Here is a 17,138-nt window from a genome sequence, read left to right on the forward strand (position 1 = left end):
GAACGGGCCCCGCGGACCGGTTCGAGCGGCGTCGTCGTACGCCTCGGGCAGCCGGGTGGCTACCGCGCCGCGGTGGAGCCCCCGCCCGAGGAGTCGCCGCGGGCGGTCCCCGCACCCGGCGTGGCGTCCGCGGCCGCTTCACCCGCCGGAGCGGCCTTGCCCGTGTTGGCCCCCGGGGCGGCCGGGGAGGCGGTGTCGTCGCGGTGGCTCTCTTCGGCAAAGTCCGGGGAAGGGGTCTGCACCCGGCCGGTCTCCTCGAACTCGCGGTGCTGACCCCGGGCGGTCTCGAGCATCTTACGGAACCGAGCGCGGGAATCGATCAGCTCGTTCTTGTGCTTCTCCGAGATCCGCGGGAAACGCTTCTGCAGCCGCGCGAGCTCCCCGGCGATCTTGTGACGCTCCTCGGCGTCCGCGTCCTGCGGGAGAGCCAGGTACTTCTCGGTGAGGTCCTGCGTCTTCTGGATGGTGCGCAGCGCGCGGCCCTTGGGGCTGTACAGCGAGATGAGGACGGTGAGCACGAGCACGGAGATGATCACCGTGAGGGACGTGCCGATCCCAATCTCGGCGACGGCCACGTGCTCGCCGTCGTTGATGAACGGCAGGGTGTTCTCGTGCAGCGCGTGCAGGATGAGCTTCACACCGATGAACGCGAGGATGATGGACAGGCCCCACGAGAGGTAGATCAACCGGTCCAGCAGACCGTCGATCAGGAAGTACAACTGGCGCAGACCCATGAGGGAGAACGCGGTGGCCGTGAACACGATGTACGGCTCCTGCGTGAGGCCGAAGATCGCGGGGATCGAGTCCAGGGCAAAGAGGATGTCCGTGCCACCGACCGCAACCATCACGAGCAGCATGGGGGTCAGCGCGCGCTTGCCGTTGTGCCTCGTGAACAGCTTGTCGCCGTCGTAGTAGTCCGTGGTGTGGAAGACCTTCTTGGCCAGGCGCACCACGATGTTGTTGGCCTCGTCCGACTTGTCGTCCGTGACCTCGCCCTTGATCAGGTTGCCCGCGGTGAAGATCAGGATCAGGCCGAAGAGGTAGAAAACCCACGCGAAGGTGTTGATCGCGGCGGCGCCGATGAAGATGAAGACCGTGCGGGCGATCAACGCGAAGATGATGCCGAACAGCAGCACCTTCTGCTGTTCCGCCCGGGGCACCGCGAACGAGCCGATGATTATCAGGAACACGAAGAGGTTGTCCACGGACAACGCCTTCTCCGTGACGTAACCGCCGTAGTACTCGGCCATGAGCGTGGGGCCGTCCAGCCACAGGATTACGAAGCCGAACAGCAACGCGATGCCCACGTACGCCGCGGACCAGATCGCGGCTTCCTTGATCGACGGTTCGTGCGCCTTGCGCACGTGGAAGATGAAGTCGTAAGCCAACAGGCCCACGATCAGGGCGATCGTGATGCCCCATTGGAAGGATGTGATCTCCACGGAGGGTCTCCTTGTGGGTGAGGTGTATTGCACAAGTCTCTCCCCCACGCGCCGACCCTCGCGTGGAGGACGGGGTGCCGCGTGGTCCGTGCCCGGCCCGGCGACGGCGCCCGACGTACTGACGTGCACGGAGATGGTGGGATACTCCCTTGATCAGGCAAGAGCATACCGGTTTCCGGGGGTCGAAGCACCCGGTGACGGATCACGCCCCGCCGGTGCACCGGCGGGGCGTGACAGGGGCCTTGTGCGGGCCCGGGCGGGAGACCCTCAATCGGGTCCGGTGTGAAGGCCGGGTGCGAAGGGCGGTGCGACCCTGATACGGGACGCGGGCTCAGCGGGTCCCGGTCTCCGCGATCCGGTGTTGCTTAAGGCCGTGGGCCCGTTCGAGCAGGTCGTGGTAGCGGGCCTCGGACTCGATGAGCTCGTCCCGGTACTTCTCCTTCACGGTGGGAAGGAGGTCCCGGTACTTGGTCATCTTCTCGGCCGCCTCGACCCGCTCGTCCCGCGGGGCGTCCTCGGGGAGGTCGAGGTAGCGTTCGGCCCAGTCGCGCGCACCGTTGACGATGCGCACCGCGCGGCCCTTGGGGCTGAACAGGGACGCGAGCACGGTCACGACCAACACACCCAGGATCACGGCCAGGGAGAACCCGGTGGTCACCTCGACCACATGCACGGGCTCGCCGTCGTTGATGAACGGCAGGGTGTTCTCGTGCAGCGCATGCAGGATGAGCTTCACGCCGATGAACCCCAGGATGATCGCGAGACCCCACGAGAGGTAGATCAACCGGTCCAGCAGACCGTCGATCAGGAAGTAGAGCTGGCGCAGACCCATGAGCGAGAACGCCGTGGCGGTGAACACGATGTAGGTCTCCTGGGTGAGACCGAAGATCGCGGGGATGGAGTCCAGGGCGAACATGATGTCCGTGAGCCCGATGGCCACCATGACCAGCAGCATGGGGGTCATCACGCGCTTGCCGTCGACCTCGGTGAACAGCTTGTCGCCGTCGTACTCGTCCGTGGTCTTGAGGAAGCGCTTGGCCAGGCGCACCATCACGTTGTTGGCCTCGTCCCCCTCGTCCTTGTCCGTGACCTCACCCTTGACCAGGTTGCCCGCGGTGTAGAGCAGGAACAGTCCGAACACGTAGAACAGTGCGGACCACCGGTTGATCGCGGCCGCGCCGATGAAGATGAACACCGTGCGGGCGATCAGCGCCACCACGATGCCGAACAACAGCACCTTCTGCTGATCCGCGCGGGGCACCTTGAAGGACGCCATGATGATCAGGAACACGAACAGGTTGTCCACGGACAGGGCCTGCTCGGTCACGAAACCCGCGTAGTACTGCGCCGCGAAACCCGGACCGTCCCAGAACAGGATCAGTAGCCCGAAGATCAGGGCCAGGGACACGTACAGGCTGGTCCACAGCGCCGCTTCCTTGATGCTGGGCTCGTGCGGTTTACGCGCGTGGAAGATGAAGTCGTACGCGAGCAACCCCACGATCACCGCGATGGTGATCCCCCATTGCAGACCGGAAACTTCCACGAGTACCCTTTAGGCGAGAACGAAGCATGCAGCAGCCCGGGAACGGGCTGGGTAACTTGGGAAGTTTACCTGACTAACAACTCGCCGTAAGGGGTGCGATCGGCTCACGCGTGGCCGGCGTCCTTCATGCGCCGCAGTTCCTTCTTGAGGTCCGCGATCTCGTCCCGCAGCCGCCCGGCCAGCTCGAACTTCAGCTCGGCGGCGGCGTTGCGCATCTGCTCACTGAGGTCCTCGATCAGATCCACGAGGTCCTCGGCGGGTGCGGCCGCGACACCGTCGCGCAGCAGTTTGGACTCCGCGGCGGCCGCGGCCTGATCCTTGCCCGTGGCCTTGCCTGTGGCCTTGCCCTTACCGCCCTTGACGGGAGCGGTGTGATTGTTGGCGGCGGCGCGCTGGGCCAGCAGGGTGCGGGTGTCCTCGTCCTCGCGTGCCAACTGATCGGTGATGTCCGCGATCCGCTTGCGCAGCGGTTGCGGATCGATCCCGTGTTCCTCGTTGTACGCGACCTGGATCTCCCGGCGGCGGTTGGTCTCCTCGATCGCAACGTTCATGGAATTGGTGATCTTGTCCGCGTACATGTGGACCTCACCCGAGACGTTACGGGCGGCGCGACCGATCGTCTGGATCAGGGACGTGGTGGAACGCAGGAAGCCTTCCTTGTCCGCGTCCAGGATGGCCACGAGGGAGACCTCGGGCAGGTCCAGGCCCTCGCGCAACAGGTTGATGCCCACGAGGACGTCGAACGTGCCCATGCGCAGGTCCCGCAGCAGTTCCACGCGCTTGAGGGTGTCCACGTCCGAGTGCAGGTACTGGACCCGCACACCGTGTTCCATGAGGTACTCGGTGAGGTCCTCCGCCATGCGCTTGGTCAGCGTGGTCACCAGGACGCGTTCGTCGCGTTCCACGCGCAACTCGATCTGTTCCAGCAGGTCGTCGATCTGACCCTTGGTGGGTTTGACGATCACCTGGGGGTCCACGAGTCCCGTGGGGCGGATGATCTGCTCCACCACGGAGTCCACCTTGGACATCTCGTACGGCCCCGGGGTCGCGGACATGTACATGGTCTGCCCGATTCGTTCCAGGAACTCGTCCCATTTCAGGGGGCGGTTGTCCATGGCGGACGGCAACCGGAAGCCGTGTTCCACCAGCGTGCGCTTGCGGGACATGTCCCCCTCGTACATGCCACCGATCTGCGGCACGGTCACGTGGGACTCGTCGATGATGAGCAGGAAGTCGTCCGGGAAGTAATCCAGCAGACAGTGGGGAGCGGAACCGCGCGGGCGGCCGTCAATGTGCAGCGAGTAGTTCTCGATCCCGTTGCAGTAGCCCATTTGTTCCATCATCTCGAGGTCGTACGTGGTGCGCATGCGCAACCGCTGGGCCTCCACGAGCTTGTTCTGCGACTCGAGCTCCTGCAGCCGCTCCTGCAGCTCCTTCTGGATGGACTCGATCGCCGAGGCCATGCGTTCCGCACCGGCCACGTAGTGCGAGGCGGGGAAGACGTACATCTCCTGCTCCTCGTTTACGATCTCCCCCGTGAGCGGGTGCAGCGTGTAGATCGCCTCGATCTCGTCCCCGAAGAACTCGATACGCACCGCGAGTTCCTCGTACATGGGGATGATCTCCACGGTGTCCCCGCGCACGCGGAACGTCCCGCGGTGGAAGTCCACGTCGTTGCGCACATACTGCATGTTCACGAACTGACGCAGCAGGGTGTCCCTGTCCATCTCCTGGCCCACGGCCAGGGTGACCATTTGCTTGACGTACTCCTCCGGGGTGCCCAGACCGTAGATGCAGGACACGGTGGAGACCACCACGGTGTCGCGGCGGGTCAGCAGGGCATTGGTGGCGGAGTGTCGCAACCGCTCGACCTCCTCGTTGATCGAGGAGTCCTTCTCGATGAAGGTGTCCGTCTGGGGGACGTAGGCCTCCGGCTGGTAGTAGTCGTAGTAGGAGACGAAGTACTCGACGGCGTTGTGGGGCAGCAGTTCGCGCAGCTCGTTGGCCAGCTGGGCGGCCAGGGTCTTGTTCTGCACGAGCAACAGCGTGGGCCGCTGGACGGCCTCGATGAGCCACGCGGCGGTCGCGGACTTACCCGTGCCCGTGGCGCCCATGAGTACCACGTCCTTCTCCCCGCCCTTGATCCGGCGGGACAGGTCCGCGATGGCCTTGGGCTGGTCACCGGCGGGCTGGTACTCGGACACGACCTCGAACGGGGCGACCACACGATTGATCTTCTGCGCGAGCGACATGGCCCCAGCGTACGCGCCGACTCAGACACGGATCCGGGCGGCTCGCACCGCCCCGGGACGGCTCACAGGACCCGCGTGCGCCACCATTCGTCCACCTGCGCGAGCAGGTCCTCGATGGTCGTGGAATTGTCGAGGACGGCCGTGGCCACCGCTCGGCGCTGCTCGTCCGTGGCCTGGGCCGCGATCCGGCGGCGGGCGTCCTCCGGGCTCATCCCGCGGTCCTCGACCATCCGCCGCACCCGTTCGTCCTCGGGCGCCTGCACCACGAGCACCTCGTCCATCGCCTCGTGCTGACCGGTCTCCACGAGCAGCGGGATGTCGTGGACCACCACTCCCCCCGGCGGCACCTCACTCACGAGCCGCGCGGTCTCGCGCCGCACGAGCGGGTGGATGATCCCGTTCAGGGCCGCGAGCTGCTCGGCGTCGTCGAACACGATGGCCGCGACCGCCGCGCGGTCCAGTGCGCCCGAGTCCGGCTGCACGATCCGCTCCCCGAAGTGGGCCACCATGGCCTCGTAGCCCGGCTCCCCCGGTTCCTGCAGGGCCCGGGCGATCGCGTCCGCGTCCAGGACGAGCGCCCCGAGCTCGCTCAGCCGCCGCGAGACGGTGGACTTGCCCGAGGCGATCCCGCCGGTCAGCCCGACCCGCAGAGTCTCGGTGTGGCCGGGTCTGCGCAACAGCTCAGTCATGACGGTGTCCTTCCGTGTCCTGCTCCCGGCCCAGTGCCGGGAGCACGTGGTCGCGCCAGATCTCGCGGGAGCGCTCCCGCAGGCCGTCGAGGTCACCGTCGTTGACGATCACCTCGTCCGCAACCGCCCGGATCTCGTCCGGCCCGGCGGCCACGTCCACCCGGTCCCACGCGTCCTCGGCCGGCAGGCCCTTACCCGCGCGCAACCGACGCACCCGGTCCTCCACGGGCGCGTCCACGGCCACGACGAGGTCGAACCGGTCCCCCTGTTCCGCCTCGAGCGGGTCCCGGATCACCTGCACGACCACGCTGTCGGGTCCCGCGTCCCGGGCACGACGCCGCGCCGCCTCCCGCAGCGCGGGGAGCAACAGTTCGTGGGCGCGGGCCCTGGCGGCGTCGTTGTGGGTCATCAGGTCGTCGAGCGCGTCTGACGCGGCGGCGTCGTCGTGTGAAGAGACACCCCGGGCGCGCAGCTGCTCCCCGAAGACGCGCTCGACGTCCGCGCGCGTGTCCGTGCCCGGGCGCAGGAGCTCGCGCCACAGCGCGGAGCTGTCCACGACGACGGCGCCCAGCGCCTCGAACTCGCGGGCCACGGTGTGCTTGCCCGCCGAGGGACCGCCGGTGAGAGCGAGCTGGAACACCGGCCGGCCCTCCTGCTCCCGCTGCCAGTGCCACGTGCGGGGCTGGTGGGTGTCGTGATCGGGCTCGGTGCCCACCTCGTACTCGGGACGGATGACGTAGTCCTCGATCGCGGCGGTGTCCTGCTGCGCCCTGCGGTGGTACTCCTCCGCGGGCAGCACCTTCTTCCACTGCCGGGTGCGCATGGGACGCGCGGTGCCGGCGTCCTGGCGCAGCGCGCGTAAGAGCATGCCGGCCTGCAGGACCTCCAGGACCATCACGGGAGCGCCGATCACGATGATGACCTCCTGCAGGGCGTTGAGCCCGTTCTCGCCGGAGGTCGTGATGATCGCGGCACACACGGCGCCCACGGCGAGCGTCCAGAAGATCCGCTGCTGGCGCGGCCCCTCGTCCTCGTGCCCGTTGGCCATCGCGTCCATCACGAGCGCGCCGGAGTCGATCGAGGTGATGAAGAAGATCGTGATGACCACGAGCGCCACGAGCGCGGTGACCGCGAACCACGGCATGGACCCGAGCAACTGGAACAGAGCGGCCTCCACGTTGCCCTGCGTGACGATGGTGTCCGTGAGACTGCCCTGCGTCTCGGGAGCGCGGTCGATGCGGATCGCGCTGTAGCCGTAGATGGCCATCCACACCGCCACGAACGACGACGGGACGCCGAGCACCCCCACCACGAACTGACGGATCGTGCGCCCGCGCGAGATCTTGGCCACGAACATCCCCACAAACGGTGCCCACGTGACGGTCCAGGCCCAGTAGAACACCGTCCAGTCACCGGACCACGTGCCGCCGCCGAACGTGTCGTTGAAGAACGCGAGCGTGGGCAGCTGATTCACGTAGCCACCCACGGACTCCACGATGCTGCGCATCGTGTCCATCGTGGCCCCGGCCATGAGCACGAACAGCAACAGGGCCACGGCCAGGACGATGTTCGCGTACGAGAGTCGCTTGACGCCCTTCTCCATGCCCGCGAGCACGGAAGCCAGGCCCACCGCCGTGATCAGCGCGATGATGGCCGCCTGGATCCACCCCGCCATCGGGATGCCGTAGACGTACGTGAGGCCGCTGTTGATCTGCAGCGCCCCGAGCCCCACGGACACCGCGAGCCCGAACACGGTCGCGACGATCGAGAGCACGTCGATCGCCTTGCCCCACGGGCCGTGGATCCCGTCGCCGAGCACCGGGTGGAACGCGGACGAGACGCGCGGGGGCAGTTTGCGCTTGTACGTGAAGTACCCGAACGTCAGACCGGGGACGGCGAGGATCGCCCACATGTGCACGCCGAAGTGGAAGTTGGCGATGTTCAGGGCCTCCACCGCGGCGCGGTCCGACGCGGGCTCCGTGCCGTACATGGGCGGGTTCGCGTAGTGGTTGATGGGTTCGGCCACACCCCAGAACATCAGCACGGCGCCCACGCCCGCCGCGAAGAGCATCCCGAACCACGCGATCCCGGAGTACTCGGGGACGGAATCGTCGTCGCCGATCTTCACGCGCCCGTAGCGGCTCAGTGCCAGACCGATCGCGAAGATCACGAGAGCGGTCACGCTGAAGGTGTAGAACCATCCCGTCTGGTAGCGCAACGCGTGGGAGATCACGCCGAAGACCGATTGCACGGGACCCGGGAACAGACTCATGCCGAGCGTGAAGACGACGATCAGCGCGGCCGAGACGAAGAAGATGGACGGGGTCGTGCGCAACCCCAGTCGGTCGTGAAGACGATTGAGCACAGGTCAGCTTTCCGATGGGAGGCGGTGGCACGTGGCCGCGTCGGCGCGGCAGGTCTCACTGTAGTGGCCCTCACGTGCTCCGCGGGCGCCCCGGGACCGTCCCGGGCCCCCCGCGCGGCCACGAGCCCCCGGATCGGCGCGTCCCTACACTGGTGGTGTGCCCGCCGAATCCTTCTCCCACGACGCCGCGGACTCGCGCGTGTCCTACACCGTCCCGCGCCGGGGCATCGTGCACAGCGCGGAGCTCGAGATCAAGAAGTCGCGGTTCCTAGCACTACTCACCCGCGTGGACACGGAAGCGGAGGCCCGCGAGTTCATCTCCCGTGTGGCCGCCGAGCACCGGGACGCCCGTCACCACTGCTCGGCATTCGTGCTCGGGCCCACGCGCGCCACGACGCGCTCGTCCGACGACGGCGAACCGGCCGGCACCGCGGGCATGCCCATGCTGCAGGCGCTGACCGCGCACGCCACGGCTCGGCAACGCACCGCGGACGAGGCCGGTGACCTCTCGGACGTGTGCGCGGTGGTCGTACGGTGGTTCGGCGGGGTCAAGCTCGGGGCCGGTGGGCTCGTGCGCGCCTACTCCGGTGCCGTGACCGCCGCGCTGGACACCGCCCCGCTCGTGCGCAGGATGCGCTGCCGCGAACTGACCCTGCCGCTCCCCCACGCCGAGGCCGGCCGCGTGGAGGCCGAGGTGCGCACCCGCGGGTTCACGGTCCTGCCCACCGGTTACGGCTCCGCGGACGCGACCTTACGCCTGCTCGTGGCAGATCTCCCCGGCGCCGTCGACGACGCCCGGGCGGCCCTGGCGAGCATCACCGCCGGACACGCGAGCGTCCACGAGGGACCCGCCCGGTGGGAGGACGTCCCGGACACGTGAAAGGTCCCGCTCCCCGTCACGGGGAGCGGGACCTTTCGGATTCACCTCACGGCGAGCTCACGGGCCGACGTGCGGCCGCGTGCTCACGCGTGTGACTCAGTGACCGGTGAGCTTCTCGCGCAGAGCGGCGAGGGCCTCGTCGGACGCGAGCGTCCCGGCGTCCTCGGCCGGAGCCTCGGAGGAGTAGCTCGTGGGGCCGGAGGAGTGGCTCGGGGAGGACGAGGAGGACGAGGTGGTCGCCGCATCCTGGTCTTCCTGCAGGTGCTTGCGCACCTGCTCCTTGTGCGCCTCCCAGCGGGCCTGGGCCTGAGCGTACTGCTCCTCCCACGCGGCGCGCTGCTCCTCGTAGCCCTCGATCCATTCGTTGGTCTCGGGATCGAAGCCCTCGGGGTACTTGTAGTTGCCCTGCTCGTCGTACTCGGCGGCCATGCCGTACTGGGCGGGATCGAACTCGGTGGAGTCCGGGTCCACACCCTCGTTGGCCTGCTTGAGGGACAGCGAGATGCGGCGGCGGTCCAAGTCGATGTCGATGACCTTGACGAACAGCTCCTCGTTCACGGAGACGACCTGCTCGGCCATGTCCACGTGACGCTGCGCCAGCTCGGAGATGTGCACGAGGCCCTCGATGCCGTCCTCGACGCGCACGAACGCACCGAAGGGAACCAGCTTGGTGACCTTGCCCGGGACGACCTGGCCCAGGGCGTGGGTGCGGGCGAACAGCTGCCACGGGTCTTCCTGGGTGGCCTTGAGCGAGAGCGACACGCGCTCGCGATCCATGTCCACGTCCAGCACCTCGACGGTGACTTCCTGACCGACCTCGACGACCTCGGAGGGGTGGTCGATGTGCTTCCAGGACAGCTCGGAGACGTGCACCAGACCGTCCACGCCACCGAGGTCCACGAACGCACCGAAGTTGACGATCGAGGACACGGTGCCCGTGCGGACCTGGCCCTTCTGCAGCTGCTGCAGGAAGTTGGCGCGCACCTCGGACTGGGTCTGCTCGAGCCACGCACGGCGGGAGAGCACCACGTTGTTGCGGTTCTTGTCGAGCTCGATGATCTTGGCCTCGAGCTGCTGACCGATGTAGGGAGCCAGGTCGCGGACGCGGCGCATCTCCACGAGGGAGGCGGGCAGGAAGCCGCGCAAGCCGATGTCCAGGATGAGGCCGCCCTTGACGACCTCGATGACGGTGCCGGTGACGACGCCGTCCTCGTCCTTGACCTTCTCGATGTCGCCCCAGGCGCGCTCGTACTGGGCGCGCTTCTTGGAGAGGATCAGGCGACCTTCTTTGTCCTCCTTGGTGAGGACCAGAGCCTCCACCTCGTCACCCACAGCCACGACGTCATCGGGGTTGATGTCGTGCTTGATGGACAACTCACGAGAGGGGATGACACCTTCGGTCTTGTACCCGATGTCCAGGAGGACCTCGTCGCGGTCGACCTTGACGACGGTGCCTTCCACGAGGTCGCCGTCGTTGAAGTACTTGATGGTCGCGTCGACAGCGGCGAGGAAATCCTCTTCAGTTCCGATGTCGTTGACGGCGACCTGCTGGGTGGTGGTGGTCATGTAGTAGGGACTCCGATGAAATTGATGTGATGGTTTGGTGTCACCAACCCCGCCCTGTGGGGCGCACCGGATTGGCGACGTCACGCTTGATGTGGGCGTGCGAATACACGCACCGCTCCAGTCTAGGCCCGAAACCGTGCCGGTTCAAGCCTGGAGGGTGCGTCCGCGCGCTGCGCGAGCCGCGCTCAGAACGGGGAGATGCAGTACGGGTGGGTGGGCGTGGACATGAGCGCCTGGATGTCCCGCAGGGCGGCGTCGTCGCGCACGCGCAGCAGGCCCGCGTAGTGCAGCGTGGACGCCTTGACGGCCCCAAGGTACAGCGAGCCGAGCGAATCGACGTTCAGGGCGACGTCCGCGCCGTCGGGCAGTTCCACGGCGGGCATGGACTTCCCCGCGAGATCGTCCTGTGTGCGCGGGCGGTCCGCTACGCGTTCCACGCGGGGGGCATCACCGGTGGTGTCGATCTCGTAGATCCCGTCCGCGAAGCCCATGGAGTCCACGACCGACATCCTGACCTTGCGGTGGGACGTGTAGTGCCGGGCGGACAGGGCTGCCACCGGGTCCAGGACGCGCAACCACAGTCGCTCGTAGCGCTTGCGCACGGTGTAGGCGGACATGTCCACCATGCCCCACATGAGCGGGTCTTCCATCTGGGCGCTGTTGTAGCGCACCTCCGTGACGAGGTCCAGGTTGCACAGGTACTCCCACAGGGCGATGCGCACCTGCGAGCTCGGGGACACGAGGTCCACGACCTTCAGGTACCCCTGGAACCCCTGGGTGAAGACGAACTTGTAGCTGACGTAACCGTCCGCCTCGCCCCGGGCGTCGTAGTGCACCGCGGTGCGGATCTCCGGATCGGCGCGCTCCTGGTCCCAGTTCCACCGGCCGGAGACGATGTCCCACCACTTCTCGGTGCGCGTGAGGGAACCCGCCGTCACGCGGTGGAAGCGCTCGAAGATCTTCGGGGCCAGCTCGGCCACGGCCTCGTTGTCGGCCATCTCCACCGACCCCGCGGTCGGGGCCTTCAATTGCAGCCGGGTGTGGGCGTCCACCGTGATCTCCGTGTTGAACGTGCCCGCACCGAAACCGAAGCGGCCGTAGATCGTGGCCTCGGACGCGGTGAGCGCGGCGATCGGGAACCCCGCCCCGTGCGCCTCGGTCAGGTCATCGGTCATGAGCCGGCGCAACAGACCCCGCCGGGCATGCGTGGGCCGCACCGTGACCTCGGAGACCAACCACGCGGGCACGCTGCAGCCCTCCCCCAGGGTCAGCTCGGAATCCCACGAGCAGAACGTGGCCACGGGTCGCTCGGCCCCCAGCGCGGCTGTGGGCACGGGGTCCGCGGTATATGCGGCGCGGAACCGGGTGCCAGCGGCGCGCATCGATCGCAGGTTGCGCTCAGTGGCCTCCTGCCCCGGTTCACGGCCGTGGAACCCCTGGGCGACCGCCCGGTTCCACTCCACGAACTTGGGGTTCGCGTCCGTGCCACCCTCGTTCGCGGGAAAGCGGCGCAGGACGTAGTCGTTCCCGCGGGCGCTGTACTCGCTCTCGCGGGTCTGCTCGTGCCGGGGTGTCGCGTTCATGATGCTCCTCGTCGTGACTCGGGCGGTTCGGGTGTGCCGTGGCCCGCCGCGCGGTGGCGGGTGTGGTGCTGGGTGCACGGCCTGCTGCGGCGCCGAGCGGCGGGCTGAGTGGTCCGTGCGCTCAGGCGGTCAGTGGGCGGCCTGGTGCCATGTCCGCCCCGTACCCACGTTCACGTCCAGGGGCACGGTCAGTTCCGCGGCCCCGGCCATCTCGGTGCGCAGGATCTCCTCGACCCGCTCCGTCTCCCCCGGGGCGACCTCCACGATGAGTTCGTCGTGGACCTGCAGCAGTACCCGCGAGCGCAGGTCGTCCTCGCGCAGGGCCCGGTCCACGCCGATCATGGCCTTCTTGATGATGTCCGCGGCCGAGCCCTGGATGGGTGCGTTCAGGGCCATGCGCTCGGCGGCCTGGCGGGCCTGGCGGTTGTCGCTCGTGAGGTCCGGGAGGTAGCGGCGTCGCCCGTCGATCGTTTCGGTGTAGCCCTTGGAACGGGCTTCCTCGACGACGCCGCGCAGGAAGTCCCGCACGCCGCCGAAGCGTTCGAAGTAGCCGCTCATCATGGTGCGGGCCTCGTCCACGCCGATGTTCAGCTGCTGGGACAGGCCGTAGGAGCTCAGCCCGTAGACGAGGCCGTAGCTCATGGCCTTGACCTTGGAGCGCATCTGAGGGGTGACGTCCTCCGGGGCCACGTCGAACACGCGCGAGCCCACGAACCGGTGCAGGTCCTCCCCGCCACGGAACGCCTCGATCAGGCCCTCGTCCCCGGACAGGTGGGCCATGATCCGCATCTCGATCTGGGAGTAGTCCGCGGTCATGAGGCATTCGAACGGGCCCTGGGAGTCCTCCCCCACCACGAACACGTCGCGGATGCGCTGGCCCTGTTCGGTGCGCACGGGGATGTTCTGCAGGTTGGGACCCGTGGAGGACAGCCGTCCGGTGGCCGCCACGGTCTGCTGGTACGTGGTGTGGATGCGCCCGTCCTCGGCGATCGCGTCCCGCAATCCGGCCACGATCTGCTTGAGCTTGGAGTACTCGCGCCAGTTCATGAGCGCCACGAGGAACCGCGAACCCTGGGTCTCGGGGTCCACGCGTCCGAGCAGGTCCGCGACCGCCGCGGCGTCCGTGGTGTACCCGGTCTTGGTCTTCTTGGTCTTGGGCAGGCCGAGTTCCTCGAACATCACGGCCTGCAGTTGCTTGGTGGAACCCAGGTTGATCTCGTGGTCGATCTGCGCCTGCGCCTGCTCGAAGGCCTGGTCGATCGGTTGCTGGAGGTCGTCGAACAACCGGTCGATACCTGGGCGGTCCATCGCGATCCCCGTGGCCTCCATCCGGGCGAGGATCACGGCGAGGGGCATCTCCAGATCCGTGAGCAGCCCCAGTTGGCCGTCGGCCTCGAGCAGCCCGCGCAGGTGTTCGCTCAACTGCCGGCACGCGGAACCGAGCGTGGCCTGGCGACGCAGTTCGGCGTCGCTCACACCGGCCAGCTCGTCCTGTTCGTCCGACGCGTCCAGCGCGAGTTCGGTCTGTCCGTTTTTCTCCGACGCCGCGGACTCGTCCGCGCGGGGCACCTCCACCTCCAGGTGGTGGCTCAGTTGGGCGTCCAGCTCGTAGGAACGCAGCGCGGGCCGCACGAGGTAGCCGGAGAGCTGGACGTCGTCCACGACACCGGCGAGCTCGATCCCGCGCTGGATCAGACCGTGGTACAGGTCCTTGAGGCCGTCCACGATCTTGGGCGCCGCGGCGTCCCCGAGCCATGCCTCCACGGCGGCGGTCAGCTCCTGGCCCGCGGTCACGAGGTCCACGGCGGCACCGCCCTGGTTCGTGAGCATGAGGGTGGTCACCTCCGTGCCGGAGGGTGCCTTGGGGTCGTGCGCCAAGCGGCGGACGACGACGGGCACGTCCTTCTCCCCCGCGTCCAGCCAATCGCTGAACTCCTGAGCGGTGCGCACCCGGGTGACGTCGGTGACCTCGGGAACCGTGGCGGCGTCGTCGTCGGAAGCGTGGGAGCCGAAGGCCTCGAGCAGACGCCCGCGCAACTGGGCACCGAACTCGAGCTCGTCGAAGACCACGCCGACCCGCTCGGGATCGGCCTCGGGCAGTACCGCGTGATCCAAGTCCACGTCGAGGGGCAGGTCCGTGACCAGGCGGTTGAGCTTGCGATTGCGCCGCACGAGGTCCTCGTGCTCGCGCAGGGCCTCGCCCTTCTTGCCGGTGATCCGGTCCGCGTGCTCGAGCAACGATTCCACGGGACCGTAGGACGTGATCCACTTGGCCGCGAAGCCGGGACCCACGCCCGGGACGCCGGGCAGGTTGTCCGCGGTCTCCCCCGTGAGCGCGGCGAGATCGGGGTAGTTCTGGGGGGCCACCTTGTACTTCTCGAACACGGCCTGCGCGTCCATGCGGCGCAGATCGGACGGGGTGCGGCCCGGGTAGACCACGGTGACGTGGTCGGTGATCATCTGGAAGGCGTCGCGGTCCCCCGAGAAGACGAGAACCTCGAAGTCCTCCCCCGCGGCCACGGTCGCGAGCGTGGCCAGGACGTCGTCCGCCTCGTACCCCTCCATCGTCACGATCGGCACGCCCAGGGCCTCGAGGATGCGCTGGATGTTGGGGACCTGACCGTGGAACTCCTCCGGGGTCTCGTCCCGGCCGCCCTTGTACTCCCCGTACTCCTGGGAGCGCAGGGTGGGGCCCTCGAGGTCGAAGGACACCACGAGGTGCGTGGGCTTCTCCTCGCGCACGAGCTTGACCATGGTGTTCACGAAGCCGTACACGCCCTCGGTGTGCACACCGTCGGACGTGACGAAGCCCGGGCCCCCACCGTACTCGGCGGCGCGGGAGAGCGCGAAGAACGCGCGGAAGGCCAGGGAGTGACCGTCGATCAGCAACAGCCGCTTCTCGGGCCGGGACACCGGCACGGGCAGCGCGACCTCCTGCGGGTGCTCCGTCTTCTCACCGATCACCACGGTGCGGGTCTCGGGGGCGTCCTGGCTGGCCTGCTTGCTCGTCTCAGTCACAGCTCCATCCTAGGGCCACCCCCGGACAGGCACAGGCCCCGGCGGGGCACGGGCTCGGACGCGGGACGCCGCACGGCCAGGGACAGCTTCGGGCGCGTTCCGCGTGCGGCCCGGGACGAGCTGGGCCCCGGGGGCGTCAGGCCACCTGGCTGATGATCGCCTCGGCCACCTCGCGCATCGACAGCCTGCGATCCATGGACGTCTTCTGGATCCAGCGGAACGCCTCGGGCTCGGACAGACCCATCTTGGTCTGCAGCAGCGACTTGGCGCGTTCCACGAGCTTGCGCGTAGCGAACTGTTCCTTCATGTCCGCGACCTCGCTCTCGAGGGCCGTGATCTCCTCGAAACGAGACATCGCGATCTCGATCGCGGGCACCACGTCGTCCACGGTGAACGGCTTGACCACGTACGCCATGGCGCCGGCCTCCCGCGCACGCTCCACGAGCTCGCGCTGGCTGAACGCGGTGAGCAGTACCACGGGCGCGATCCGGTCCTGCGCGATCTGCTCGGCGGCGGTGATCCCGTCCATCACGGGCATCTTCACGTCCATGAGCACGAGGTCCGGGCGGTGTTCGGAGGCCAGGGCGACGGCGCGCTCCCCGTTCTCCGCCTGCGCCACCACGCGGTACCCGGCGTCCTCGAGCATCTCGACGATGTCCATGCGGATCAGCGCCTCGTCCTCCGCGACGACGACCGTCTTGGCTTCGGAACCCTGCGCCTCGGAACGGGCGGCGTGGTCCTGGGCGGGCGCGGCGTCGACGTGGGTCGTCTCGGCGCGGGCGGTGTCGGGCTGCGCGGCGTCAGGGTCTGCGGCGCCCGACCGTTGTGCCCCGGGCGCAGTGGGCTCCGGGGTGTTCGACGAATCCGTCACGGGGGACTCCTAGGTTTGGGGACAACTTGGTCGTGTCGACACGGCATCCAACCACGAGTGCCGCGAACGCGCCTCATGGGACACATCACACCCCCGGGCGCGGAAGGGGCGGACCGGTCTCCAGCCTAGACCCATCATGTATGCTGTTATCCGCACCGGCGGCGGTGGCCCGCACTACGGTCCCCTTCCCGGACATGCCCAAGTGGCGGAATTGGCAGACGCGCTGCACTCAAAATGCAGTATGGAGACATGTGTGGGTTCGAGTCCCACCTTGGGCACGACAACTCGCTCCGTCGGAGCACCTTTGGAACGGCCTCGCACCCGCGGGGCCGTTTTTCGTGGCCGAACACAGGGCGAATGCACGGGGGGTCGTGGGTCTCCCCGCATCCGTGGTCGGGCGGGTGGGTGGACCGGTCGGGAACCTGTCAGCAATGGGGAGGCCCGCCCGTGGTCGACTTCCCAGGATGAAGCGGACAGCCTGAGCACCTCCGACACAGCTCAGACCACGATGGGAGACCCCATGCCGATGCCCAAGGGGATCGGTGCCGAGGACTATTCCGCTCGACTGGAGCCCCACCAACGTCCCCACCTCGAGGCGCTTCGAGACCTCAGCCGTGGCGTGGCGCCGCATGCGCGGGAGGTCCTGAAGTGGAACCAGCCCACGTACGTGCTCGAATCCCTCATGCGGGACCGGCTCCGCGATCAAGGCGCGTAGCAAAACCTTTCGGAGACCGTAGGGCCCCAGCCGCTGTTCGCGCGATCGATCAGCGTCCACGGTCAGCACGCAGAGTGGAGTAAAGGCAGCTCGGACGGCGTCCGGACTGCCTTTACTCCACTAGAACATCGGGTCGACACCCACACGCAGATGCCACGACGAGAACCGCTCGCAGCGGTCCGCCATACGGCCGACCCGCGTGGGTCAGCGACCG

At 67.9% G+C, this 17,138-nt stretch carries 11 protein-coding genes and 1 tRNA gene; 3 read left to right on the forward strand and 9 right to left on the reverse strand.

Annotated elements, in window-relative coordinates; genetic code table 11:
- Positions 1–59 precede the first annotated feature (59 nt).
- From AS25_RS04430 to AS25_RS04450, 5 genes are all read right to left on the reverse strand, one after another.
- Positions 60–1,442: a TerC family protein gene (locus AS25_RS04430; protein WP_084117993.1), complete on the reverse strand. Its 1,383-nt coding sequence runs from the start codon at positions 1,440–1,442 to the stop codon at positions 60–62.
- A 331-nt stretch (positions 1,443–1,773) separates the two neighbouring features.
- Positions 1,774–2,985, reverse strand: a complete 1,212-nt coding sequence (locus tag AS25_RS04435) for a TerC family protein (RefSeq protein ID WP_035962081.1) — start codon at positions 2,983–2,985, stop codon at positions 1,774–1,776.
- Between the two features lie 104 nt (positions 2,986–3,089).
- On the reverse strand, positions 3,090–5,237 hold the full coding sequence (uvrB, locus tag AS25_RS04440) for an excinuclease ABC subunit UvrB (RefSeq protein ID WP_035962083.1): 2,148 nt from the start codon (positions 5,235–5,237) through the stop codon (positions 3,090–3,092).
- A 62-nt stretch (positions 5,238–5,299) separates the two neighbouring features.
- Positions 5,300–5,926 (reverse strand): dephospho-CoA kinase, encoded by a 627-nt coding sequence (gene coaE, locus AS25_RS04445; RefSeq protein WP_052160688.1) that lies wholly within the window; start codon positions 5,924–5,926, stop codon positions 5,300–5,302.
- On the reverse strand, positions 5,919–8,291 hold the full coding sequence (locus AS25_RS04450) for a dephospho-CoA kinase (RefSeq protein ID WP_084117994.1): 2,373 nt from the start codon (positions 8,289–8,291) through the stop codon (positions 5,919–5,921). Before AS25_RS04450 ends, coaE begins: the two co-directional genes overlap by 8 nt.
- 157 nt (positions 8,292–8,448) lie before the next feature.
- On the opposite strand from AS25_RS04450, the gene AS25_RS04455 reads away from it, so the two are divergent.
- Complete coding sequence (locus AS25_RS04455) at positions 8,449–9,171, forward strand: IMPACT family protein (protein WP_035962085.1); 723 nt, start codon at positions 8,449–8,451, stop codon at positions 9,169–9,171.
- 96 nt (positions 9,172–9,267) lie between these two features.
- Here the strand turns inward: AS25_RS04455 and rpsA are convergent, their stop codons facing one another.
- From rpsA to AS25_RS04475, 4 genes are all read right to left on the reverse strand, one after another.
- On the reverse strand, positions 9,268–10,737 hold the full coding sequence (rpsA, locus tag AS25_RS04460) for a 30S ribosomal protein S1 (protein ID WP_035962088.1): 1,470 nt from the start codon (positions 10,735–10,737) through the stop codon (positions 9,268–9,270).
- A 185-nt stretch (positions 10,738–10,922) separates the two neighbouring features.
- Complete coding sequence (locus AS25_RS04465) at positions 10,923–12,320, reverse strand: GNAT family N-acetyltransferase (protein ID WP_035962090.1); 1,398 nt, start codon at positions 12,318–12,320, stop codon at positions 10,923–10,925.
- A 129-nt stretch (positions 12,321–12,449) separates the two neighbouring features.
- Positions 12,450–15,338 carry a DNA polymerase I gene (polA, locus tag AS25_RS04470; RefSeq protein ID WP_035962092.1) on the reverse strand — a complete coding sequence of 963 codons (2,889 nt, stop codon included), beginning with the start codon at positions 15,336–15,338 and terminating at the stop codon, positions 12,450–12,452.
- A gap of 136 nt (positions 15,339–15,474) precedes the next feature.
- Positions 15,475–16,209: an ANTAR domain-containing response regulator gene (locus tag AS25_RS04475; protein WP_035962094.1), complete on the reverse strand. Its 735-nt coding sequence runs from the start codon at positions 16,207–16,209 to the stop codon at positions 15,475–15,477.
- A gap of 196 nt (positions 16,210–16,405) precedes the next feature.
- On the opposite strand from AS25_RS04475, the gene AS25_RS04480 reads away from it, so the two are divergent.
- Both AS25_RS04480 and AS25_RS04485 read left to right on the forward strand, forming a co-directional pair.
- Positions 16,406–16,487, forward strand: a tRNA-Leu gene (locus AS25_RS04480).
- Positions 16,488–16,729: 242 nt separating this feature from the next.
- Complete coding sequence (locus AS25_RS04485; RefSeq protein ID WP_035962097.1) at positions 16,730–16,924, forward strand: DUF1801 domain-containing protein; 195 nt, start codon at positions 16,730–16,732, stop codon at positions 16,922–16,924.
- The last annotated feature ends 214 nt before the right edge of the window (positions 16,925–17,138 follow it).

The organism is Kocuria marina (assembly GCF_000786655.1).
Taxonomy (GTDB): domain Bacteria; phylum Actinomycetota; class Actinomycetes; order Actinomycetales; family Micrococcaceae; genus Kocuria; species Kocuria marina_A.